General features: G+C 35.7%; 24 protein-coding genes and 1 other annotated feature. Of the genes, 3 read left to right on the top strand and 21 right to left on the bottom strand.

Features of this window, described 5'->3' with window-relative positions:
- Positions 1-12: 12 nt before the first annotated feature.
- Positions 13-843, bottom strand: a complete 831-nt coding sequence (locus ACQKNC_RS10155) for a LysR family transcriptional regulator (protein WP_427424728.1) — start codon at positions 841-843, stop codon at positions 13-15.
- 128 nt (positions 844-971) lie between these two features.
- On the opposite strand from ACQKNC_RS10155, the gene ACQKNC_RS10150 reads away from it, so the two are divergent.
- Positions 972-1712 carry an SDR family NAD(P)-dependent oxidoreductase gene (locus ACQKNC_RS10150; RefSeq protein ID WP_427424727.1) on the top strand — a complete coding sequence of 247 codons (741 nt, stop codon included), beginning with the start codon at positions 972-974 and terminating at the stop codon, positions 1710-1712.
- A gap of 203 nt (positions 1713-1915) precedes the next feature.
- Here the strand turns inward: ACQKNC_RS10150 and ACQKNC_RS10145 are convergent, their stop codons facing one another.
- From ACQKNC_RS10145 to ACQKNC_RS10100, 10 genes are all read right to left on the bottom strand, one after another.
- Entirely contained in the window at positions 1916-3775 is a 1860-nt protein-coding gene (locus ACQKNC_RS10145) for a hypothetical protein (RefSeq protein WP_427424726.1), read from the bottom strand.
- The gene (locus ACQKNC_RS10140; RefSeq protein WP_427424725.1) at positions 3763-4524 is read right to left on the bottom strand and encodes an ABC transporter ATP-binding protein; all 762 of its coding nucleotides are present in this window, start codon (positions 4522-4524) and stop codon (positions 3763-3765) included. Before ACQKNC_RS10140 ends, ACQKNC_RS10145 begins: the two co-directional genes overlap by 13 nt.
- 33 nt (positions 4525-4557) lie before the next feature.
- Positions 4558-5190, bottom strand: a complete 633-nt coding sequence (locus ACQKNC_RS10135; RefSeq protein WP_427424724.1) for a TetR/AcrR family transcriptional regulator — start codon at positions 5188-5190, stop codon at positions 4558-4560.
- 380 nt (positions 5191-5570) lie between these two features.
- Positions 5571-6356, bottom strand: coding sequence for a hypothetical protein (locus ACQKNC_RS10130; RefSeq protein ID WP_427424723.1), 786 nt, complete (start codon positions 6354-6356; stop codon positions 5571-5573).
- A gap of 19 nt (positions 6357-6375) precedes the next feature.
- Positions 6376-6786 carry a hypothetical protein gene (locus tag ACQKNC_RS10125; protein ID WP_427424722.1) on the bottom strand — a complete coding sequence of 137 codons (411 nt, stop codon included), beginning with the start codon at positions 6784-6786 and terminating at the stop codon, positions 6376-6378.
- Positions 6787-6896: 110 nt separating this feature from the next.
- The gene (locus ACQKNC_RS10120) at positions 6897-7211 is read right to left on the bottom strand and encodes a DUF5713 family protein (protein WP_427424721.1); all 315 of its coding nucleotides are present in this window, start codon (positions 7209-7211) and stop codon (positions 6897-6899) included.
- 70 nt (positions 7212-7281) lie between these two features.
- Entirely contained in the window at positions 7282-8946 is a 1665-nt protein-coding gene (locus ACQKNC_RS10115) for an Imm51 family immunity protein (RefSeq protein WP_427424720.1), read from the bottom strand.
- A gap of 204 nt (positions 8947-9150) precedes the next feature.
- Positions 9151-10392: a DUF6138 family protein gene (locus ACQKNC_RS10110; protein ID WP_427424719.1), complete on the bottom strand. Its 1242-nt coding sequence runs from the start codon at positions 10390-10392 to the stop codon at positions 9151-9153.
- Positions 10393-10454: 62 nt separating this feature from the next.
- Positions 10455-11291 (bottom strand): CbrC family protein, encoded by an 837-nt coding sequence (locus tag ACQKNC_RS10105; RefSeq protein WP_427424718.1) that lies wholly within the window; start codon positions 11289-11291, stop codon positions 10455-10457.
- A gap of 34 nt (positions 11292-11325) precedes the next feature.
- The gene (locus ACQKNC_RS10100; protein WP_427424717.1) at positions 11326-11709 is read right to left on the bottom strand and encodes a hypothetical protein; all 384 of its coding nucleotides are present in this window, start codon (positions 11707-11709) and stop codon (positions 11326-11328) included.
- A 233-nt stretch (positions 11710-11942) separates the two neighbouring features.
- On the opposite strand from ACQKNC_RS10100, the gene ACQKNC_RS10095 reads away from it, so the two are divergent.
- Entirely contained in the window at positions 11943-12116 is a 174-nt protein-coding gene (locus ACQKNC_RS10095; protein WP_427424716.1) for a hypothetical protein, read from the top strand.
- A 106-nt stretch (positions 12117-12222) separates the two neighbouring features.
- Here the strand turns inward: ACQKNC_RS10095 and ACQKNC_RS10090 are convergent, their stop codons facing one another.
- Positions 12223-12651, bottom strand: coding sequence for a hypothetical protein (locus ACQKNC_RS10090; protein ID WP_427425007.1), 429 nt, complete (start codon positions 12649-12651; stop codon positions 12223-12225).
- Between the two features lie 1976 nt (positions 12652-14627).
- Between ACQKNC_RS10090 and ACQKNC_RS10085 the strand changes: the two genes are divergently transcribed.
- Positions 14628-15317 (top strand): hypothetical protein, encoded by a 690-nt coding sequence (locus ACQKNC_RS10085; RefSeq protein WP_427424715.1) that lies wholly within the window; start codon positions 14628-14630, stop codon positions 15315-15317.
- A 213-nt stretch (positions 15318-15530) separates the two neighbouring features.
- Here ACQKNC_RS10085 and proS read toward each other — a convergent pair whose 3' ends face one another.
- The 9 genes from proS to ACQKNC_RS10040 form a co-directional block, all read right to left on the bottom strand.
- Positions 15531-16967: a proline--tRNA ligase gene (gene proS, locus ACQKNC_RS10080; protein ID WP_427424714.1), complete on the bottom strand. Its 1437-nt coding sequence runs from the start codon at positions 16965-16967 to the stop codon at positions 15531-15533.
- Between the two features lie 64 nt (positions 16968-17031).
- Positions 17032-17250, bottom strand: a binding site (T-box leader).
- 124 nt (positions 17251-17374) lie between these two features.
- A complete protein-coding gene (locus ACQKNC_RS10075) occupies positions 17375-19075 on the bottom strand; it encodes a putative bifunctional diguanylate cyclase/phosphodiesterase (RefSeq protein ID WP_427424713.1) in 1701 nt (566 codons plus the stop codon).
- 376 nt (positions 19076-19451) lie between these two features.
- Complete coding sequence (locus ACQKNC_RS10070; RefSeq protein ID WP_427424712.1) at positions 19452-19622, bottom strand: transcriptional regulator; 171 nt, start codon at positions 19620-19622, stop codon at positions 19452-19454.
- Between the two features lies 1 nt (position 19623).
- Positions 19624-19776 carry a transcriptional regulator gene (locus tag ACQKNC_RS10065; protein WP_427424711.1) on the bottom strand — a complete coding sequence of 51 codons (153 nt, stop codon included), beginning with the start codon at positions 19774-19776 and terminating at the stop codon, positions 19624-19626.
- A gap of 204 nt (positions 19777-19980) precedes the next feature.
- Positions 19981-20130: a hypothetical protein gene (locus ACQKNC_RS10060; RefSeq protein WP_004230023.1), complete on the bottom strand. Its 150-nt coding sequence runs from the start codon at positions 20128-20130 to the stop codon at positions 19981-19983.
- Positions 20131-20412: 282 nt separating this feature from the next.
- A complete protein-coding gene (locus ACQKNC_RS10055; protein ID WP_427424710.1) occupies positions 20413-20811 on the bottom strand; it encodes a hypothetical protein in 399 nt (132 codons plus the stop codon).
- Positions 20812-21116: 305 nt separating this feature from the next.
- Entirely contained in the window at positions 21117-21902 is a 786-nt protein-coding gene (locus ACQKNC_RS10050; RefSeq protein ID WP_427424709.1) for a hypothetical protein, read from the bottom strand.
- Between the two features lie 347 nt (positions 21903-22249).
- Positions 22250-22762, bottom strand: a complete 513-nt coding sequence (locus tag ACQKNC_RS10045; RefSeq protein ID WP_427424708.1) for a DinB family protein — start codon at positions 22760-22762, stop codon at positions 22250-22252.
- 117 nt (positions 22763-22879) lie between these two features.
- A complete protein-coding gene (locus ACQKNC_RS10040; RefSeq protein WP_427424707.1) occupies positions 22880-23842 on the bottom strand; it encodes a tyrosine recombinase XerC in 963 nt (320 codons plus the stop codon).
- Positions 23843-24177 lie beyond the last annotated feature (335 nt).

Genomic DNA, 24177 nt, shown 5'->3' with positions numbered 1-24177 from the left:
ATAAATTAGGAGTTATATCCTCTGTAAAAAATCAATAAATTTTTTTAGACTTTGCGATTGCTGTTTTCTATGTTTGATGATAAAGTCTATCTTTATTGTTTCAGAGAGCTCCTTATATTGAATAGATTGTATTTTTTTTCGACTATTTGCAACGTCTTCTGGTATTAAACTGATACCAAGTCCATCATGAACTGCTTGAAGAATAGATTCAAGAGAATCAAACTCTATAATGGATTTATTATCTTTGAAAAGATCTAATGTTTTATTTCTGTATAGGCAATTTTCATCACTATTTACAATTAACGTTTGATGATGTTGCTTTTCACATTGTTTATTTTTAGGTGAAATAAGTACGAGTTTCTCAAAATAGCTATAAACGGTTTCAAACTGTGGATGATTATAAGGACCCGTTATAAAAACACCGTCGAGCTCGCCAAATGTAAGCATTTCTTGTAACTTTTCCTGATTGTTCGTTCTTACTTTTGCATTAATATTTTTTTGTTCACTCAAAAAAGAAGAAAATAATTGAGGAATTTTAACTGCAGAAATCGTTTGAGAAGCACCAATTGTAAGAGATTCTCTCCATTTTCTAGGATTAACTACTGACTTGGCTTCATCCATTAAAAGCATAATTTGATTTGTATATTCTAGTAAGATTATTCCTTCCTCGGTCAATGTTACCCCTCTATTATTACGTTTAAATAATCTTACCCCTAGTTCTTCTTCCAACCCTTTAATGCGCTGACTAACATTAGGTTGTACATAGCCCAGTTTTTCAGCGGCTTTTGATATCGACTGTAATTCCGCAACATGTTTAAAAATCCACAAATCATGACTTTCCAAGAATTATATTCCTCTCACTGATATCATTTAAAATGATACCTTATTCATTATTCAGTATTATACACTTCATATTCATAAAAATATAATAGAAACATATTAAAATACAAATAAAGTAAGGATGTCTTAGCATGGAATTAAAAGATAAAGTAGTTTTAATAACGGGTGGCGGAACTGGTGTTGGAAGAGCAACGGCTGTAAAGTTAGCAGCTGAAGGTGCAAAAGTTGTCATTAATTATAGCCGTTCTGAAAAAGAAGCTTTCGAAGTTGTAAATGAAATTACACAGCTAGGAAGAACTGCTGTCGCTTATAAAGCAAATGTAGCGATAGAAAAAGAAGTGAATGATTTAGTATCCTATATTGCGGAAACTTTTGGGACGATTGATGCTTTAGTAAATAATGCAAGTATTACAGCTCAAATAGCTTTGGATGATATAGATGCCGTTACTGATGAAGTATGGGATTCCCTTTTCAAAGTAAATGTGAAAGGAATGTTTCATTGCGTAAAAGCAGTTGTCCCTTATATGAAGAAGCAACAATCGGGTGTGATTGTGAATATGGGTAGCGTGGCGGGAATGACCGGAATAGGCTCATCTATCCCCTATGCAGCAACAAAATCAGCCATTCACACAATGACTAGATCGTTAGCTATCGCATTAGCGCCTAATATTAGAGTGAATTGTATATCTCCTGGTGCCATTGAAACGAGATGGTGGTCTGGTAATGAAGATAAAATGTATCAACTTGCAGGTAACTTACCATTGAAAAGAATTTCAACACCAGATGATATTGCAGAGGCTATTATATTTCAATTGACTCAAAAATCAGTGACAGGACAAGTTTTTACAATTGATAATGGTCAAACACTTTGAAATGTTAAACACCCTCTTATTCGATTGGTAAGAGGGTGTTTGGATACTATAAGATGGACGTAACGATCTTCAGTTATAGCTTGCCTGCTAGGATTACATGTTATGAATAAATTTTTTAGTATGCTTGAGCAAAAGTTGTTTTCATAGTTGGTGGGTTAAATGGTATTCTACAAGAAGTATATTTTGTCTCTTCTTTCTCTTTTTCATCGTTTCCGAATTATGATTCTAGTTATCATCAAGGCACTCACACCAGCTAAAATGAAGAAGATGCATACAGGTAATTGGACGTTCTCTTGGAGATAAAGAGCAATAAACCAACTTCGTACTTTTATGTCTAAAAGCTTTAGAATAATGGGCACAATCCCCTGTGGCAACGTGAAGATAATTCCTATCGTAACAAGTAGTCCTACCAAAACGGACTTTCCTGCAGATAGATTAGATAAGGTCTCCTCTGTTTCAGCTACTTTGTTATCCACGGATTGAACTATTCCACCGCACTGCATAAAAGAAAGAATATCTGGACCACGAGTTTCCAAACGACGGTATGCTAATCGTCCGAAACCCCAAGCGATGAGAAGCCCGGTACACAACCCCACAGGTACACCGGTCCATTTTAGCCAATTTTGATGTAACAACGTCCCTAAGATCAATATGACTAAGGTAGGAATCGAAGCAATAAACAGCAATGCCAACAAAAGTAAATTGGTTAAAAATAATTTTCCTGCATTCATGTCATCACCAGAGATAATGGTTCCGCGTCCGCGTCGGTGTGGGTCTGTCACAGGTACAACTTTGTAAACTGAGAGGAACATGAATAGTCCTGCCCCTCCACCCAATAGAGATGGAAGTAAAGCCAAAACCCATGCCCACGCCCAGTCCAACTTGCTAAAATAAAGGAATATGAGAGAAATTACGATCGATGCGGGTGCTACAAGCAATAACCATGCAATCTGCCGTCCCCGCACATCGACTCGTTCTGAACCCGGTGTAGAAATAGACATCCACAATGCACCACCGTCAAACCCATAAAGATTGTTTGAAAAGATGCAACAGAACATTATGAGGACTACGCCGATCCAGGGCATTAATAATGTAACACCGCCAAACGATACGAATAAGCCATAGAATAACCCCGTCCACAGCCCCATACGCAACAAACGTCCTCGCTGTGGGTCACGCACCCAAGTGTTAAGTTCCTTTAGAACTACTACCCCAACTTTTGAAGTTTTCGGCGTTAGCATGCTAGCACAAGTAAGGAACAATGATTTATTCCTGCTATATCGATTAAAACGAGCCTCATTCGTTGTGCTCACTGACAGCAATCTTACCCATGCAATGAATAGTAATCCACACAATAAAGCCAATCCGCAGAGAACACCAACAGCTAAAAAATAATGGGATCGATTTACGGCTTCGATCGCAACCATCGCCCACCCTGATGGTAATATTCGAACCGCTAAGGAAATTGCTGGTGAAGGTTTCTCTACGAACAGGTTAACTGCAGGAAGTAAATACCAACCAACGTTAAGAAAAGCAATAACGGCTCCAATAATCAACGCCCCAAATTCCAAACCTAGCCGGGATTTCGATGTCTCCCCAATCGCTCCCAGCACTACCTTGGACATCAGCATGAAGATGACCAGTTGCAACAACATCGCAGGTACAGCAACGATAACAGCCCAGAATCCAAATCTTGTTGCATAAATGATGAGAGAGAAACACGCGACTAAGCTAACGATTGGTCCGATACTAATGAACGAAGCGCCAAGCAACCCCATAGCCAATCTTCGTTGAACGATAGGTAACAAGGTGAAGTATTCTGTTTTCAACGCCCCTTCTCCGCCAACTAACATAGGTCCTATGATCCAACCAATCATCCAAAAGCCAAAAACGATACAGATAAGATCAGCTGCTATATCATTACTATATAGTACACCAAGGAGAATCGTACTAACTGCCAGCAATAGACCGATGACTCCACCTATAATTATGAGAGCCGCTCGACCTCCGCTCATCGAGTGGCGAAGCAAGGACAGCTTCATTCGAACCATTACATTAACCATGATAGTTTCTTTCCTTCTTCAGGGCGGTGTCCAACTAAACTAATAAAAGACTCTTCCAGACTTTTACCATTACGCACTAGATCCAATGGACCAGTAGCCGCCACACTTCCCTTCGCAATAACAGCAACATGATCACATAGCTGCTCGACCAACGGCATGACATGGCTGGATAAGATTACAGATCCGCCATTGGTAACAAAACGCTGCAAGATGGTTCTGATTGTTGACGCAGAGATGGGATCAACGGCTTCGAACGGCTCGTCAAGCACAAGAAGCTTTGGTGAATGTAGAAGGGCCGTGGCAAGACCAATCTTCTTTCTCATTCCTGTGGAATAGTTTATAACTAGCGTTCGCTCATCATCACAGAATTCCAAGATGTCAAGCAGATCTTCCGTACGCTGTGCAACAGTCTTCGTATCAAGTCCACGCAGTAATCCCATGTAAGTCAAAAGTTCACGACCGGTTAACCTTTCTGGCAATGACATGCCATCCGGCAGAACCCCGACTAACGTCTTTGCTTGTAATGGATTTGACCAAACATCAACTCCAAATATTCTCGACGCCCCACTGTCTGGGCGTAGCAAACCTATTGCCATTGATAATAGAGTCGTTTTACCTGCACCGTTCGGGCCTACCAAACCGAAAAATGAACCACAAGGTACAGTCAGGTTGACACTGTTAACTACGATGTGGTCTCCAAATTGTTTGCTCAACCCGAGCAGTTGAAGGGCCGATTCCGTTTCTTTCATAATTCCCCCCCTTAAATTTCCTTCTCACTATGCTTACAAAGTAACGTTCTTATCGGTAGCCAATTGAAACAAGGTGATTAATTCTTTTGCATAAGCATCCAGATCCAATTCGGGATTCATCATAATTTGCGGAGGCAATGCATCGATCGCCTGTCTAATTGTAATAGCCATAACTCTGGTAGAAAATGTTCGAAATTCTCCGTTCTTTTGTCCAAATTGCAAAATCTGCTCTAAATCGTAAATAGCTGCCTCTTGAAGATTATAAACAAACGACTCCTTTCCTTCCTCAGGCCGAATTCCAGACCAAATTTCTAATAGAGCTAGCATATACGTCTTATGTGTAGACATAAAAGCAATGTTGCTTTCGAGGTATACGCTTAGCATATTCCTTGCGCTAGTGGCAGATTGTATAAGCGGGCGCATATAAGAATCACCGGAAGTATAGACCTTTTCAATGACATGCCGAATCAACGTTTCTTTGTTTTTGAAGTGGTAGGATATCACTCCTGTACTAATACCAGCAAGTTTAGCAATTTGCGCTAAGGATGCTTGTGCAAATCCCAAACTAGCAATTGTCTCGATTGCGCATTCCACAATTTGCGTTTGCCTAGCTGCTTCAATAAAAGTAAGTTTTTTTTGATTGTTCGTATTATTATTTATATTCATGTTTTAAAATTAGCATGACCGTTCAAAAAATTCAATTGTTTTTTGGTTATTTCTGGATTTATAAAGTGTGGATGAATATTTTATCATTTAAAACCTGAAAAAGAAGTATCTGCTTTCACTTTAAAAGACATGAAAGTAGATACTTCTTTTCTTTTTTATAGCCTTGTGTTTCTTTTGAAATTACTGTTACAACTTCATTCTACTACTTTATTAGTATGCTTGAGCAAACCAAACTGTATGTTTCGCTTCATTTCCACAGCAAATACAAGTAGTTTTCGTAGTTGGTGGGTTAATTGGAATGTTACAAAAAGGAGCAACGCCAATGTTGAAACTATATTGAAGTTCATTTCTTCTTGACATTTCAATTTTCAAAATGTCCATTACTGCTCAAGTAGTGCCGACCAAATTTGTATATTTACACTACAAGAAGGACAGTTTACCTCACCAGCTAAATATGGTAAATCATGTACAAGTTCGTGTTCACCAATCATTGCCGCTTGTTCCGCTAACACTATTTGCTCTATATCTGAAAATTTCGAGGCAGGTATAACTTTGTGAGCCTTTTGTTCCTTGTCGAAAACAGGGTCTTGTACAAATGCCTGTGTAGCTCCCTCCCACAAATATACAACTTCCTTGCAATGTGGACATATAGCAATATACTCATCCCCTGTCACAAACGTCATTAGCATATCCGCCAGTTTGTACGCTCCTCGATAAGTTGCATCGGCGGCGAGAACATAACGCTTTTCCACATTATCATCCAAAGTAGTTGCATAGGCACGCACATCTTTTCCTAATAACGCCATCTCACGTATTGCCTCAATATAGCTATTGTAAATATCTGCTCCGATATGTTCATCAAGTATCTTTAAAGCTGTCGGAAAACCGCTATCACCACGATTCGCCTCAATAATACCGCAGATAATAAACAAATGATGTCGCACTTCGGGATAGTTCGTTGAACAAGCTATTTGCATCAAATAAGGAACAGTAGCATATGTAACTGTATAAATGGTATTTTGATGAAACAAATAGTCTTCAAAAAGCGCATCAACTGTTTTTTGGTCGTATGCTTGCTTCAAGCGATGTAACAACGCTGGCACATAATCTCCAGAGCCATATGGTCCTGTAAGATTTCCCCATACTGCACTCGTCAATTCAAGCAAAACGTACACTTCCCTCTAATTACCACTCACGCCAATGATCTGTTAACTCATAACGCCCCAGATTCTGGCTTTTAGCAAGGTCATCAACATCAAGTCCACAATGAATCAGTACTTGGTCAAAATAGTCGCAAAGCTCCTCTCGTTCGCCAGTTTCAATTAATCCGCCTCCACCCACCTCATTAATCTCATTTAAGGCAAGTACCGCCGTTTCAATAGATTTCATAATGGCAGGATAGCTATCTGGGTGATTTGGTAGTTTCGCAATGGATGCTGCATACTGCTCTAGCACCATTTCCGTCTGATGAATAAAACTATCTGGAAACAATTCCGCGTAAATACAGTCATCTTTCTCAATCAATCCAGCAGTAAATTCTTCCTCTTCTTCTCTTTTAGCACTGCGCCAGCGTGTCGTAGGTCGAATATCTTGCATCGGCCATTCCCCTTTATCTTTAGTTTCTAATGAATAAAAAAACCTCTTTGAAAACCTTTATAATTTAGAGTATTGGCTAGCATTGTAATAGTTATTTTAAACATAACTCATTACCATTCACGTTCTCTTAATGCGTCTTCAATATCAAGCTTCACGTTGTATACATCCAATATATCAATAACAGTTAATGCAATACAATCTCGTGCAATCGTTTCAATTTCACTGTCATGTTCTAAGAACTCATCTTCTAAATCATTAATCGCACATGTAATTTCATCAAATTTTACTTGTATATCTTCTAATGAATGAGGACCTTGCTCTAAATATTGGACAATTTGCTCCAATAGATCTTTAATTTTATCAACTAAAAATTTAGGATAATAACTATCTTGATACATATCCTTTAAAAAATTGATTTCTTTCATCTTATTTTCCCCCAATAAATTTATTATTCTTCAATAATATCCAAATAAAACTAATTTATTTTCCTCTGTATTAATCCAATATCGCCCTAGAAAATAAATCATGTATCAGTTCATCATTTTCACACGCTTGTTTAAATCCAACAGCGAATCGCAACAATGCGTCCTTTTCGCTGGCATACGCACAGAACATATCTGCTTCTGGGTCGAAACGCACAATGCCTTCTAGCTCTGGCAACTTCTCTTGCAAATACACATCCGCAAGCGAGCACCAATCGTAGCCGTTACCTTGAAATCCTTCGTCTGCCCTTGTTTCAAACAACTCCTGTTTATAAATGCCTGCTTCTAATAGGAATGAAATATTTCCACTATCATGTTCTAACCATCTAAATGGTTTTAGTTCTTCATTCATTATTTGAGCATGTAGACTAGCTAGCTTATCCGATGTAAAACTTAATATCCCCTCTTCACTTACTATTTCTCCCTGCTCTATGCGTTCATTTAACCAACTTGAAACAAAGTCGGGGGCATATCCACCTGTACTGAAACCTTGTGCAAGTGCAATGATATTCTCGTAATCCGCTAAATATTGCGATTGTGTCACCTCCGAATTAGCACCAGTGTACAACCAAAACTGGATATCATACATCAGCATGGATATCTCATCTGCATGTAAAGCAAAATAGCCTTTGTCCTCTACAATTTGCGTACAAATACCTCGAATAACTGCTTCCATCCGATTTCTATCTCCAGCTTTCTCACATAACGACTGTAACAAAGGAGAGAATGGTACATGTTTCACCATATTCAAATCGTCAAGTTTATCTTGTTCTGATGTATCGAATTCTTCCTCATTCACCAATCCGACAATAAAAGTCGCAAAATTCGGCGCAAGGAAAGTAATATAGTAATCAGCCTCTTGATCTACATGTACAACAGCAGGCTCACCATCTGCACCACATGCACGATAATCAAGCATAATGACATCATGACCTGCTGATGGGCAATCGGCTATGACAACGCCAATATTTGGGTAACCCCATTCTTCCAACATAAAACTGCTTCCCAAACTGCCACACAAGCTATAAGCCTTTTCGCGACCAATGCCCATAATCCCTGTAATCGCCACATGATCTTCTGACCATGAAGTCGGCATAGTCGTTGGAAAACAAGTATTTACTGGTATACCGCCGTTCTGTTGTTGCATAAACCAAATATAATCTGCTGGCAATTTATAGCCAAGTTCCTCTTCTATAGAAGTAATCATTTCAGTAGTGGGGTATACTTCTACATAATTTTTGTCCGCATAATCGCTTTTTTCCCAAAATTGACTGAAATCACGCTCATGAAAAGGGTCAAGCTTGATATCATCTAGCGCTTCCATTGATTTTCCCATAATATTTCGACAGGCTACTATATACTCTTCAGTTCTAGTATCAAACTGTAATTCCTTCGCTTTTTCAAATGCCGCCAGTGCTTCTTGCCATTCCTGGATATGGAAATAAGAATAGCCAACACGCCAATGCCAATCCGCATCTTGTTGACCCTGTTTTTTAACTGTGCATAACTGGGACAATGCTTCATGATAACGCCCTAAATTATTAAGCGCACGACCATAATGACCTACTAATTCGTAATCTCGCTCTGCCTTAGACAATTGTTCAATCGCTTCTACAATTTTGTCATGTTGATTTTCCTCATACCATTTTTCTAACATATTCAATATTTTTTTTGGCATAATTCCCCTCCCTCTCAACCATCTTGTAATTAGCTAATCAAGTATCTTGTATCTCTTGTGATGTTTGGTTAATAATAATGCCTTCCTATATAAATGCCAACATTTCATCATCAAGTATATTCTTTTCCTTCAATTACTCTTGACGTTGATGAACTAAATCAACGAGTGTATCTTTCGTTCGGTGTATGATTTTTTCTTCTATTGTCATGACATGAGCTCCTTCAATATTTCCTCAAAACGTTCACGATATGGCGATAATATCCGCATAAATTTTGGGCTGGTGAAGTCATTCAAATGGACAATCTCAAAGCATGTATACAGTAATGACGCTACATCCATATCTTTGTATTCTTCCATACGTTCATTTTGTTCAGCTGAAATCATTGGACAAAGCTCGATAAAGGGCGTTGTCATATATTTTTCAAGCCATTGTAAATTTTCATCCGTATTCATTGCCTGTTCAAAGAAAGGTTCGTATGGAACAGTTGGCACAGTTGCGACAATGTAAGCAAAGATTGGCAATGTTTCAGGTGTTAACCCCCACCTTTCCACATAGGCTTTCGCAAAATATTCAGTCGGTGGTGAATGATCAGCATCGCATATTTCCATATAGTCGATAATGAGTTTGCTATAACTTTTATCGTATAAACCAAGGCCAAAAACGGCAAACGTGCTTGGCATTGCCGCCTCCTCATCCGGAACATCCCCGTAAAAATGATACTCAGCCATCGCTTTGTAGCTATATTCCACTAGCGCGGCATGTAGGTTTGGATAGCTCAATACCTTTGCAAAAAAATGATGGGAAGGTGTGACAGGTAAACGCTCAATCGGCAGCACTAAATCACTTTCCCCTTCATAGCAGATGCTGTAGCTTTTCGGGAAATCTTCCTCTAATAAAGCATTTAAATAAAGTATGGCTTCACGATACGCTTCCTCTGTTTCTTCTTTAATATGAATCAAGATGGTAGCCAACACATCATTTGCATAGCAATAAATAAGATCAGATTCAGCTCGTTGCTTATTGATTGGCAAATCGCCAGAACCAATTGTGAGTAAATTGTTATACGTTTCCACATCTAATTCCTTAATCGTTCGCAATAATTCCTCAACCGTTAACGATTCAAAGTTTGCACCGTATTTTCTTAAATTGATGGCATAATAGCGCAGCAATGGCAAATAAGCGAATGATTTCTGTTTTTGCGTGAAGCGAGAAAGACAGTAACGTTGTGTTTCAAAGTCAAGCTCCTGACGGAATACGTCTAATAATGCAAGCTGTTGGTAATGGCAAAGTACCTCTGTTAAGACGAAGGCATCAAGAGCAAAAGAGGTCGTGCGTACGCTAGCAGGATAATAACCCACTTTATCAATTGTATATTGCTTTTCAAGCAGCTCTTGCGTTAGCTGTTGCCATAGTGCTTCGTTTTCTATAAATTGTTCTGCTTTCATTCGCTTGTCCCCCTATAATTGTATGGCCAACTTCCACCATATTTCACCAATGTAACCTAGATTTAATCAAAGTCGGAATACAGAATGTATTGCTGACATTCTAAGCATTGAAACAGATAACCTTGATGCGAGCCATTATTACGCAAAGTAGCGGCTAGCTCTTCTTTGGTATGACCATTAAAATGTTCAAACTCCTCTGTAATGCCCATATCCACCAGTTCCCGCCATCCAACATAACCAATAAATGCGCAATAATCCGTGCAGTGGGCTACCCAATCATTTCCTTGCCAACTAATATAGCCAGGTGTTCGATGCAACACTTCATCTGTATAGTCATCATTCTTCACAAGCTCGGAATTTAATAAATCTTGCTGAAATTGACCATCAAATTTTTGTGCAGCCAGCCCACTATGAATACAGCTTGGACAAAGATATTCCACCTCTTCAATCGCGTAAATGCCTTTTGTACAATAAATGTCCACTTCTTGTTCACAGCAGTCGCAAACAACTAATTCACCCGTTTTAAAAATATTCGCTTGTATTGGATTCGGCATATATTTAAATGTCGGTAATGGTATTTTCAACTCTGCTTCCTCCTGAATAACACGTGGCAATAACAGCTTTACATTTTGTGGATTGTCAATCCAATATTTAATGGCGCCGTATTTTTTCTGATCTTTTTTATTGCGTAAATCCATGACGGATGTAAAAATTTTGTACGCCTCGTCATACATTTGCAACATGCAGAAAATTTCGACGAGCATGCGCAAATTTACCTCTGTTGGCTCTGCTTTTTGAACTTGCTCTCTTAGCTTATGCATGGCGTTAATTGCTTTGGCATTCTTTGCGTCAAACGTCTTTCTTTGCTCTTGCCATTGTGCAATAAGATTTGTTGTCATTTCTTATCCACCTCTCGACATACGATTTAATGATTTAGAAAATCTCCCCCTCACCACTCACATCAAAAAAACCGACTCCATGCTTTTTTGCAAGCTCCTTCATCGTACTATATGCTTCATCCGTTACAGACCAGGCAAAAGCCGTGTAAATCATGGCATAACCAATACTATATTCAGCCAAACGACTCTCTATCACGTCATCTTCATCCTCATCCAATAATTCCTCATCCACTAGATTCATATTGGGGAAATGTTCCACCATATCCTGATACCATTTTTGTAATGCTGGTGTGGTAACTGATATTGTGGCGTAATCATGTGGTTCAGCCCATTTTGTTTGTTCGTCATACCATTGCAAAAATGTTTCTTTATTGTTTGGAGTTTGCTCTTTATCAAAGACCATTAAATCATAACTCATTGTTTTCACCCTCTACAAAAGAATGTATGTTCTATTTTTAATTTTAGCATACAAACATTTTTTTGAAAACATAGAAAAAATATGGCTCAATCAAGATAAAAACCCTGCATTTTCAGCTAGAAATGCAGGGGAAGACGAGTCGTAAACAAACAAAAACAGGATTGAAAGTATATACCTACTAGGTTTGTTCTACTCATGTAGTCAAACATCGAGGGAAATGTACACGACACAATATGTGCATAGCGAACATCATAGAAGTTGTATTACGAGCCATTCAAGCGCAAATAGCACTTGTCGATGATATGACCACTATTATCAAGGAAATTAATAAACAGCCTACTGTTCAGACGGAATCGAAACAATTTGAACAATTATACAAGACTAAACAACAAGAGTTAGAAAAGTAACAGCCGTCACAGATAATCTTTATATGGATTGGAAATATGGAGATATTATAAAAGCTGAATACTTGCATATGAAAGCAAAATTTGACAACTTTATACACTACTCTTTTTAGTATGCTTGAGCAAACCAAACTGTATGCTTTGCTTCATTTCCACAGCATATACAAGTAGTTTTCGTAGTTGGTGGGTTAAATGGAATGTTACGAGAAGTATATTTTGTCTCTTCTTTCACTTTTTCTTCGCATACATCATCTCCACACCACCCAGCAAGAATCCAACCAGGTATAGATCCATTTTCCTTGGAAGTGGTAATATGCTGCTGCAAAACTTTCAGTGTATCGATATTTGCATGAGCGTTTTCATCACGGAATTTGCGTGCTTTTTCAAATAAACGAGTTTGCATTGTTGTCAGTTCCACTTCAATTGCCGATACAATGTCATTCAGGTCAATCGATTGTTTGTCATCTTCATCTCGCGCTTTTAACAATGCGTGGTTTTTCTCTAAGTCACGAGGTCCTAATTCAATTCGAACCGGTATCCCTTTTTATTCCCCCTTCGATTCTGCGTCGCCACGGACACCCTTACTCATGGCTAACCTCTATTTTTATCTTCGAGGTTCGGGACTTGCACCCTATAGTTCATGCGCAAGTCGGGCGAACATATAAAAGAGGAAGTCTATTAGACTTCCTCTTTTATATGGGTATAAGTGAATGTAAGTATTGTGGTTAGAGATTAATCAAACCTTATTTCGTTTTCTTGTTGGCATAATATGAAAACACGTTGCGAGAATTGACATCTGAAGAATTTGAGAAGTACAACGAACGAGCGTTGAAAATTGAGGAATCGGATTAAGTAGAGTAAAGAGCAAATATAAAACTAGTAAATCACTAATTCATTACTAGTTCAATCTTCACAATATTTATGCAAAAAGCTCACCGATTAACGCTTGTACTTGTATAGATTTTTATTCATATACCACAGTCCAAAAAACAAGAAAAAAAGACCAAATATCTTTAATAGTATATTTTTAAATAATTCATCGTATATTGTGATACTTAAAAAAGAAGAACCAATCGTAACAATAAATATACCAATTATTATTTTAAAAATTCTCATTTATTATCCCCTTTCTATTAAAAAAGTTTACAAAATATCTAATTAATATCCTACTCAAGAAAGTCTACAGCATCACAAGCCACTTTTTCTATAAGATGGACGTAACGATCTTCGGTTATAGCTTTCCTGCAGTGTTTAAATTTTACTCGTTTTCATAATTTAATAAGCTGACCTCTTTCACTTAATCTATATTTTGTGTTCATATCCTCATGAAAATAGTTCCTAATTTACAATATTAATAAAAAATTTTAGCATGTTATTTCCGCCTTCTTTACTTTTGCCCAAGTATGTTAAGAATATATCATTAGCTATAAATGTTTCAAAATCAATTTTTGTCATAAATATAACAAAAATTGATAAAATTCAAAATAATACTCATCTCCAAAAGTTTGGGGTGACAAAATCGTCGATCTGTTTCTAAAAAGTACCCGACGTAATAAACATCTTCATTTCTATAACTAATACTAAACAAAAGTTCTGGAGCTATTCAATTTACTTTTAGTCCTGTGCCAATTGGAACAAAACTTGAAACTAATAAAATATTAGATTTAAAAGTCGTAATGTATGAATGTGTTTATTTTATGGATGTATCCTCCCCAATTTCTTGTCACAGTATTTATTCAGGAAGCTCTTAACTATTTGTGTTTATGCACGTAAGTGAAACGAAGCATAAAAGGGCAATCATTACAAACATTTATTATGTTTTATTTATTGCTCTAGTTACAGTTTTCAGGTCAATATTATGAGTGATTTGAAGATATTAATAATATTCTTGAATCTAAAAAAAATTATAGCTTTCTATAAAAACACAAAAAACTCAATAAGATTGGTTATCGCTACTACATTATTGAGCTTTTTAAATATGTCTCAAATTAGTAATTGTAATTAAGAAAACTTCAAATTTATCGGAAATAACGATAAATTTCTGACTTTTATCAACTTTCGTTCAATTGCTAACAAAAATTGATTTTGAAATTTTTATAGCTAATGATAAATTATTAACATACCCGGGAAAAAGTAAAAAAGGAGGAAATACCACGTTAATTTTTTATTACCATTTTAAATTAGGAACTATTTTCATGCAGATATGAACACGAAATATAGATTAAGTGAAAGAGAGTAGTTTATTAAACTATGAAAACACGTGAAATTTCAACATAGCAGGTATGCAATTACTGAAGACGGCTATGTCCAACTAAAGAAAAAATGACTTGAGATGCTGTAGACCTCTTTGAGGAAGATATTAATTATGAAGAATTATTTAATAAAAAGTATTAAAGTATTAATTTGTTTTATATTAGTTTTCAGTATTATTTCACCGAGTCTTGCACAGGCAAATGCTACAATGTAATCACTGTAATATTTTGTGAAAATTCAGAAAACCGGAGATAGAGCATCTTGAAAAAACTCAGAAAAAATTTTTTAAGTTTAATAATGGCACTAACATTAGTTTTGTCAATTAATACATTTTTCTTAGCAAAAGCAAAAGCTGATACTTTGTCCTATGAACAATATCAAGTGACTGTGGATAATCAAATGTATGATTTAAAGATACATCTTCAAGATAATTTAAAAACAGTAACTGTAGATGATGGAAATACAGTTGAAACAGTTGTATATAACATGGAAAATAACAAGGTATATGTAGATGGTGAAGAGATTTCGAATACATTAGTGACTTTTTTTGAAGAAATAGTTGAAGATGAAAAATCCTTTTCATTATCCCCACCGGACAATCTTCCTTTAAATCGTGCTGCTGATCAAAGTGCGGGATGGAGCAACTCATGGATTTACGAGTATTCAAACAAAGGTTCGATTAATCTTTCAAACTTAACTACATCTGTTATTGTTGGAGTGTTGGCAGCAATATTCACAAAGAATGTAATCGTTGGCGGTTTAGCTGCTATTGCTACAGCAATAGCAGGTTCAATTTCTTCTGAGAAGAGTACTGTATATTATGAAGAACTTAGATATTGGAAACCTGATGTTAATTGGCCTGAATTTTACAAAGACTATAAATCAGTTATAACTTTTTACAAATATTCTAGATATACAGGTAAAATAACAACAAAAACAATTTACCACTAAAATCAAAGATTAACCTGGAAGTAGCTTTACTCAATTGTTTTTTTGATTATTTCTGGATTTATAAAGAGTGGGTGAATATTTTATCATTTAAAACTTGAAAAAGAAGTATCTACTTTCACTTTTAAAGACATGAAAGTAGATACTTCTTTTCTCTTTTTTTATTGCCTTGTATTTCTTTTAAAATTACTGTTACAACTTCTTCTACTACTTTAATTAGTATGCTTGAGCAAACCAAACTGTATGCTTTGCTTCATTTCCACAGCATATACAAGTAGTTTTCGTAGTTGGTGGGTTAAATGGAATGTTACGAGAAGTATATTTTGTTTCTTCTTTCACTTTTTCTTCGCATGCATCATCTCCACACCACCCAGCAAGAATCCAACCAGGTATAGATCCATTTTCCTTGGAAGTGGTAATATGCTGCTGCAAAACTTTCAGTGAATCGATATTTGCATGAGCGTTTTCATCACGGAATTTGCGTGCTTTTTCAAATAAACGAGTTTGCATTGTTGTCAGTTCCACTTCAATTGCCGATACAATGTCATTCAGGTCAATCGATTGTTTGTCATCTTCATCTCGTGCTTTTAACAATGCATGGTTTTTCTCTAAGTCACGAGGTCCTAATTCAATCCGAACCGGTACACCTTTTAATTCCCATTCATTGAATTTGAAACCTGGAGATTGATCGGAGTCATCAAGACGTACTCGAATTCGCTTCTCCTTAAGAGCAGCATATATGTCATCTAGTTTCTCCATAATCTCAGGGTTCTTTTTCCATGGACCTACAGGTATTAAAACAACTTGGGTTGGTGCAATTCGTGGTGGTAATATAAGCCCCTGTTCATCACCATGAACCATAATCACTGAACCTATTAAACGAGTAGAAGTTCCCCAAGATGTTGTGTGTACATAGTCATGCTGATTGGCTTTATTTAAATATTTAATATCAAAGGCTTCAGCAAATTTTGTCCCTAAATAGTGAGAGGTACCAGCTTGAACGGCCTTCCCATTTTTCATCATTGCTTCGATAGAAAATGTATCGACAGCGCCTGCAAAACGTTCAGAAGGTGTTTTTTGTCCATCATAGACAGGAATGGCAAGTAAGTCCTCTACTACTTCCTTATAAATAGTTAACATTTGCATCGTTTCTTTACGTGCATCTTCTTCATCTACATGCGCTGTATGGCCCTCCTGCCACAAAAATTCAGATGTTCGAATGAACGGCAGTGTTTTTTTCTCCCACCGAAAAACATTTGCCCATTGATTGATTAAGACAGGCAAATCACGGTAACTTTTTATCCAATTCGAATAGAGATGTCCAATCATCGTTTCAGAGGTTGGACGAAGGGCTAAACGTTCTTCTAATTTCTCGCCTGCTGCCTCCGTTACCCAAGGAAGCTCAGGTGCGAAGCCTTCGATATGATCTTTTTCTTTTTGGAAGAACGATTCAGGGATTAACATAGGGAAATAAGCGTTGCGATGACCTGTCTCTTTAAATCGACGGTCCATTTCTGCCTGGATATGTTCCCAAATTTCATAGCCGTCCGGTTTAAATGCAATACAGCCGCGAACTGGTGTATAATCCATTAAATCAGCCTTTTGAATTGTATCAATGTACCATTTTGAAAAATCGTTTTGTTGTGTTGTCATGTTCTTTCCTCCATTTCTGTATTTTTACCTACTGAAAAAATAAAAAGCACAAAGCTATCCAAAAAATAAGGACGTCTTTGTGCCGGTAAACGTGGTACCACCTTGATTTTAGTTTTAAGAAAACCTTAAAACCCTCAAACGTTTTGTAACGAAAACGACTCGGTTATGTTTGCATAACATCTCCGTGGTAGGTTTCAGATAAGAAGCGGTGATATAGCTCTCAGCAATTGCTATATTCTCTGTTTCACAATTCTACCTTACTTGGCCACATCAACAATTTATATTTTATATAACTTTAGCAAAACAGTTAAATAATATCAATTATTTAACGAATTGCTTTATCTGTAAATACTTAAAGGAACTTGTCCTAAACTAAAGACAAGTTCCTCCATATTGACTACTTATAATTATTTCTTATCTAATATCAACCGCGTAAAGTCCTCTACTGATAATGGCTTACTGAAATAATAGCCCTGTACGAATTCGCAGCCATGCTCACGCAGCACGCTTAATTCTGCTTCTTCCTCGACACCTTCAGCAACTACTTGAAGATTCAAGGCATGCGCTAAAGAGATCATTGCTGAAATCATAGCAACTCCTGATTTTTCAGGCACAATATCACGGACGAATGCACGATCTATTTTTAAAACATCTACAGGGAATGTTTTTAAGTAATTCAGCGACGAATAACCCGTTCCGAAATCATCTAATGATATCGTAATACCAAGTGCTCTTAATTGATTGATTGTATTAATTAAGTCTTCGGTATAATCTAGCATACTCATCTCTGTAATTTCAATTTCTAAGAAGTGCGGATCTATTTTTGTTTCTGCGATAACTTCATGTACCATTTTGACAAATCCAGTTGTACTAATATGAATCGGAGAAATGTTCACGGCAACTCGTAAGTTTAAATTATGTACCTCATTCCAAGTGCGTGCTTGGGCAGATGCTTTTCTTAATACCCATACTCCAATATCATTTATGAGTCCACATTCCTCTGCAAATGGAATAAAGCGATCCGGTGGTATATGGCCTAGTTCAGGATCGTACCAACGCAGCAATGCCTCCATGCCAATCACTTTATTTGTTTTTAAATTAATTTTTGGTTGATAGTGTAATTCTAAAACATCTTTTTTTAATGCTTGATGTAATTTTGTTTCAAGTAATATCCATTTATCATTGACTTCATCCATATTTGGACGATATAAGCGGTATTGATTACCACGTGTAGATTTCGCAGCATACATGGCGATATCTGCATTTTTCAATAATTCCTCAATAGAGTTTGCATGATCTGGAAAAATACTAATTCCAATACTAATACTTGCGTAAAATTCATACGCATCAACAATAAAGCTCTCATTAAAGACGCTAATTATTTCCTCGGCCTTCTCCTCAATTCGGTCAACTTCGTTTAGTATGATAACAAACTCATCACTGTTGTGACGGTAAATAGAATTAGATGTATAATCAACGTCGCGTAGACGATTCGCCATTTCCACTAAAAACATATCCCCGATGATATGGCCAAGTCCATCGTTAATGTTTTTAAAACGATTTACATCAATGAAAAATAACGCAAACTTTTCTCCACTACGTCGAGATTGATGGAATTCATTTTCTAAACGTTGTTCTAATTTACGACGATTTGGTAGCCCCGTTAATTCATCGTGATAAGCAATATGGGTAATCTTTTTTATATCCTTTTGTGCGGTAATATCGACTCGTATTGCAATATATTGATACGGTTTACCATTGTCATCAAGAAAAGGGAAAATCGTTGTCTTCACCCAATAAAGACTGCCATCTTTTGCGCGATTACACACCTCGCCATTCCACATTTCACCATTACCTATAGTTTTCCACATCTCTCTAAAGAAAGTTCTTGGATGGAAACCTGAATTGAGTAAACGGTGATCTTGCCCTAATAATTCTTCACGAGTATATTTAGAAATTTTGCAAAAATGATCATTAACAAACGTAATTTTTCCTGTTCGATCTGTAATTGCTACAATGATTGAACTATTCATTGCTGAAAAAATATCTTGTAATTCTTTCAGACTATAGTTATTTTGATTAATACTACTAGGCGTGATATTCATCATTTTCATTCTCCGTTCATTAGAAGGGTTTGGTACTTTAGCTTTATTTTAAAGTGAGGTATAAAGTTATGGGATATCGCCCTTTATTATGTAATTATATTATAGTCCTAGAAAAGCAGTTAATTCAACCCAAATATCAAAACATTCAAATCTATATTTGATGATTTTCAATAAAATAGACCAAAAAACAAGGTCTTTTACCTTATTTAAAACACTTGTTTTAATTACCTTAGTGCTATTTGTATGTTATGTATAGCCTATTTATCTATAGAATATATGAAATTACTGTAAATTTACGATGCTTGAAAAATTTCTTCATATATGATACATCCAAAAAATGCCTTACTGTCACATACAGGCAGTAAGGCATTTTTATAAGCTAAGAGATTTCATATTCTATTTGACCTCCCAACGTTTTAGCCCGTTCATTGTAGGCATCTAGTTGCTCTTGAGATAAGTTTAAAATATAATAGTGAAAATTTATTGGCTCTAAATCGTGTTTCTCACACACTTGTCGATAAAAATCATAGCCTTCTCGATAATCTGTCATCCTAATAACTTCCTTTCATTTGTGCAGCTTCGTTATAATATTCTAATTGTTCTTGTGATAATTGATTGACATAATAATAGAAATTAATGGGCTCAAGATCGAATTGTTCACATTTCTTTAAGTAAAATTCGTAGCCAGCTTTATAATGAGACATATGAATACATCCTTCCTTCTTGTACTATAACAGAATTATATTTTTGTTAATAATATATAACAGAAGGTTTTTTGTGTCAATGAATTTTCTGATATTTCTTTCGAATAGACGAAAGCCCAGTCCATTTAAATTAGTATGGCTGGGCTTTTCATAAAATATTCACGTCGGCTTCCGTAATAACCACATCCTTTAATCACAAACCTTTTAAATTCCTAATTGTTTTGCTTGCATATTATAAGCTGAAAGTTGCTGCTGTGATAACTGTAACACATAATAGCGGAAAGAAATTGGCTCTAAACCATAACGTTCACACATTTCACAATAAAACTCATAACCATCACGATACTTTGACATTTGAATTCCTCCTCTAATTAAACTGTTTTATAACAGTTGTTTTTATTTTTATTTAATATATAACAGATGATTTATTTCGTCAAGCTTTACAAAAAATTTAATTAAAAATAACTTGAAAGACTTAATTCCGCGCATAACAAAAGCCATTGTTTTGAAAGAGATTGATCAAAACAATGACTCCCTTCGATTATTAGAGCTAATTTTTATAAAAAGATTAGGCTATTTACTTTCATTTAGTTTCAAAAATTTAAGGACATTTAAATAAATGTTACTAAGAAAATCTTATTTAATGGTTAGGTCCTTAATCGTTATATTCATTCGCTTTGCAGAATCGATTATAATAGATCTAATCGTTTGCATTTCATTTAAACTAGAAAGCTTTACTTGAAGTACTACTCCACCTTGTAAATCACTCATATTCTCCACTTCTATACTTAAGACTTGAATAAGCTTATTTATAAAAGCAGTTATTTTATCGTTATTTCTTTTCCCAACATATAATGAAAACTTAATCTTATATTTTCTAACGGAAAGCAAATGCTGATTCAATGCCCAAATATAATTATCTTTTTCAGCATCATAATAACTTGGATCTCCAAAAAATTTTCCTTCACCACAATGTTGACAAATTGCTATATCACGAGTATGACGGACACCGATACCCGGTTGTTCAACATTCACATTAACTTCATATGGAATAAACACATCATGTGAACAAAACCTACAAATAACATGCTCATTAAAAATTGTTATTCGACTTTGAGGTATATTCCTCTATTTCAGTGGTTTTGTAGTTCCAAATATAAATTTTATCATTCATTTTCCCGTTAATAATTTTAAGACATAATTAACTCCCTGTACCATCCGCACCCGTTTCTTAAGTACATTCTTTCACAAACTTATTATCACTTTAATTTATCGAAATAATTCAAATAAAAAGGAGCGTTCCCTTCTCTGAAAGAAGCACCCCTTTCGAAAAAATATTTTTAATCAAACGTTTGGCATTGTTTTTGGTTTTCTTCTTGCGAAATATGTTTCTTTATTTTTACGTTTGTCACTTGTAACCCTGTTAGGTTAGAATCCCTTACAGAAAAAGTAAGTTTATCATAATCTCCACCGTGGTGTCCGGAATAGTTTAATGCACTGCCAAAAATGAGATGTCTCCTAGGATCTCCATCTATGGGTTCAATTTTGATTTTTGGACACATAAAAAATTCCGAATAAGATGGACCCAAATGATATAAATAACGTGTAAACAAGGCTTGTTCAAGTAACTCTTCTTTAGTAAGTCCATTCAATTCTTTTCTCCAGCCTACCATAAGCCAATCATAAAGAGATTGTGACTTTAATCGCACTTTTTGTCTATTTTCCGAAACGATTATTTCCCCTTCTTTAGCCGTGCAGGTTTTGCGTTCATTGTCAACTACACAAGTATAAGCGGGTTCAATAGTGATCACTTCATCATTTGCCATTTTTAACGTCAATCTATTGGATGGATTATCTAAAGATACCTCGATTGTTCCATTCACTCGGCTAGAGTTATTAAGCCAGTAAACCACTTTTCTGAGTACACGCTCTTGAAAACCATCATTGATACTGAATACACGCTGAAGTCCAGAATTGTTTTCAACTTTAATGTTTTGAACATCATTATGCTCTAATGAATGCGCCATCAATTTTTCCAAAAAAGTTTGATTGGTATTCTTCGCAAAAACGACAGTATTATTTACGAGAATTAGAATACAAATTAGGACGCAGAGTTTTTTCTTCAATAAAGCCCACCTATCTTTTTTGTAGGTATCTTTCCCGAATATTCTTCAACTATCCTGCTTCGTTGAATAGTAATAATCTTTAAGAAAACAGCCTTTCCATAAGCATCTCAATTCTCCTTCTTTATTTACCTGAACAAAAAAGCCCAATTTCTCAATAGTAATATCGAGAAATTAGACCATTCACCATATATTTTTCAATAGCCTGAAAATCATTCTAGGAATAAATATTAAAATGTTCCATATTATTTCAGAGACAATCGAATTTTTAATCTCTATCATCAATTCTTTACCATACTGTCTTGTATTTCTTTTTTTCATTCTTAATATTCCGTTTCCAGCTTAATTCATTAGTGCTCAACTTTGATTAATGCTTTGATTTCTTTTATTTGTCCAATATGTCGTTGTTCATGAAAATAAATTTGTTCTAGCCATTGATCAAGGGCTAATTCCCCAATGGCAGGATGCTTCACGGATTTTTCTGCTAATATTGTTGGATCTTCAATTGTATTAAGGAAAGTTGTTAATTTTTTTCTCGAATCGTCAAGTAACTCAATGATTTGCTTAACTGTAAAAAAGTCGTCTGCTGGTTCAACAATTTTGGGTGCTGTAATTTTCTTTGTTCTATCTACGATAAGTTGAACATTTTTACGTTCCATTTGCTTATTAACTTCTTGTTTTAATCCCCATGCAATCGCTTTTACTGTAGACTCCTCCACTAAAACTAAGTGGTGGCAGATTTGGGCAATACTCCAACTGTTAGCATCAGGCTTAGCATTCAACTGAGTATCACTTAATACTTTAATCTCTTCTACTAAGTCATTTCTTGTTTTACATAGATGATCGTTTATTAATTGATTCATAAGCTACTCCTCACCAAAAGGATTTTTGATTCCCATTCTGTATATGTCCTATACAATGTAAAGATTCTATTAGATTAATTAAATTTCCTTTAATATTTTGCAAAATTGTCTTAAAAATTATTTTGCTCGAACAATATTAAATGGATTATTTTCGAGTACATGTTGCAGCTCTTCATCTTCGATATGCGTATAGATTTGTGTCGTTGCAACACTTGAATGGCCCAGTATATGTTGAAGACTTCTAATATCTGCTCCTGATTTATACATCATTGTAGCAGATGTATGACGTAACTTATGTGGTGTCAGTCTTTCTTTTTGAAGTCCAGATTGCTGATTAATTTGTTTAACGATTTTAGCAACAGTTTGACGGGTAAAGCGTGTTCCCTTTTGTGAGACGAAAAGAGGCTCCTCTCCCTCACCTTTATATTGTTTCTTCCCACTATCTTCATAGTCTGCAAGTGCCTGCGTACAGCTATCATTCAAGTACACTGTCCGTTCCTTGTTGCCTTTACCAACAACAGTTAAGTAGCGCCCTTGTATGGATGATCTATTTAGCTGACAAAGCTCTGTAACACGAATCCCTAAATTCAAGAAAAACATCATCATACAATAATTTCGTGGAGAAGCACGATTTGGCTGGATGCCATCGATAAATTGTGTGGCCTCCTCGATATTCATATAGATAGGTCTTTTCCGTCCTATTTTTGGCGTTTCTAATTCATCTGCCGGATTTTCCTCTAGAAGACGACGTTTCCCTTTAAGGTATTTAAAAAATGATTTTAACGTTGCTACTTTACGCGCTCTCGCAGATGCAGAATTCTCACGCTGCACCTCACAATATTCCATAAATAGATATAGATCCTCCAGTGTCATTTCACGAATTTCTTCAATTGTAATAGTAGAAATATCTATTTTCGTTATATCTGATATGTCAAGATCATTCTGGATTGCTATGTAGAAACGGAAGAATAATGTCAAATCATATTCGTATTCTTTTCTCGTGCGGTGAGACTTCCCTTTAATCGTCGTTAAGTAGACAAGAAAATCCCTCATTATTTTAGGAAGCTTGGTCTTTTCCATAAAATCACCTCTATTTTCTCTATTTTACCACGAAAAAACGTTCCCAAATATAAATTTGGGAACTTTATGGTGAAAAAAATGCCCTTTTTTACAGATTAGAACAAATGTTCTGTTTTGGAGCAGTAAAAAAGATGATTCTCTTTTAGAAAGAAAATCACCTTTTTAAAATATTTTTTTGAAAATTTCACTTTTTAGGTATAAAACTCAAAAAAAATGAATATTTAAATCTAGTGAACTAAATGCTGTGAGACGATTTGAAAAATGAAAAGATGGGTAACTATACGTGTCGATTCTTCTCACAACGTGTATGGAATTATATGGTTTTTGTCAATTCT

The organism is Lysinibacillus sp. NPDC094177, assembly GCF_050279145.1.
Taxonomy (GTDB): domain Bacteria; phylum Bacillota; class Bacilli; order Bacillales_A; family Planococcaceae; genus Lysinibacillus.
Note: the sequence above shows the minus strand (reverse complement) of the source record. Positions and strands in the feature narration are given on the sequence as shown.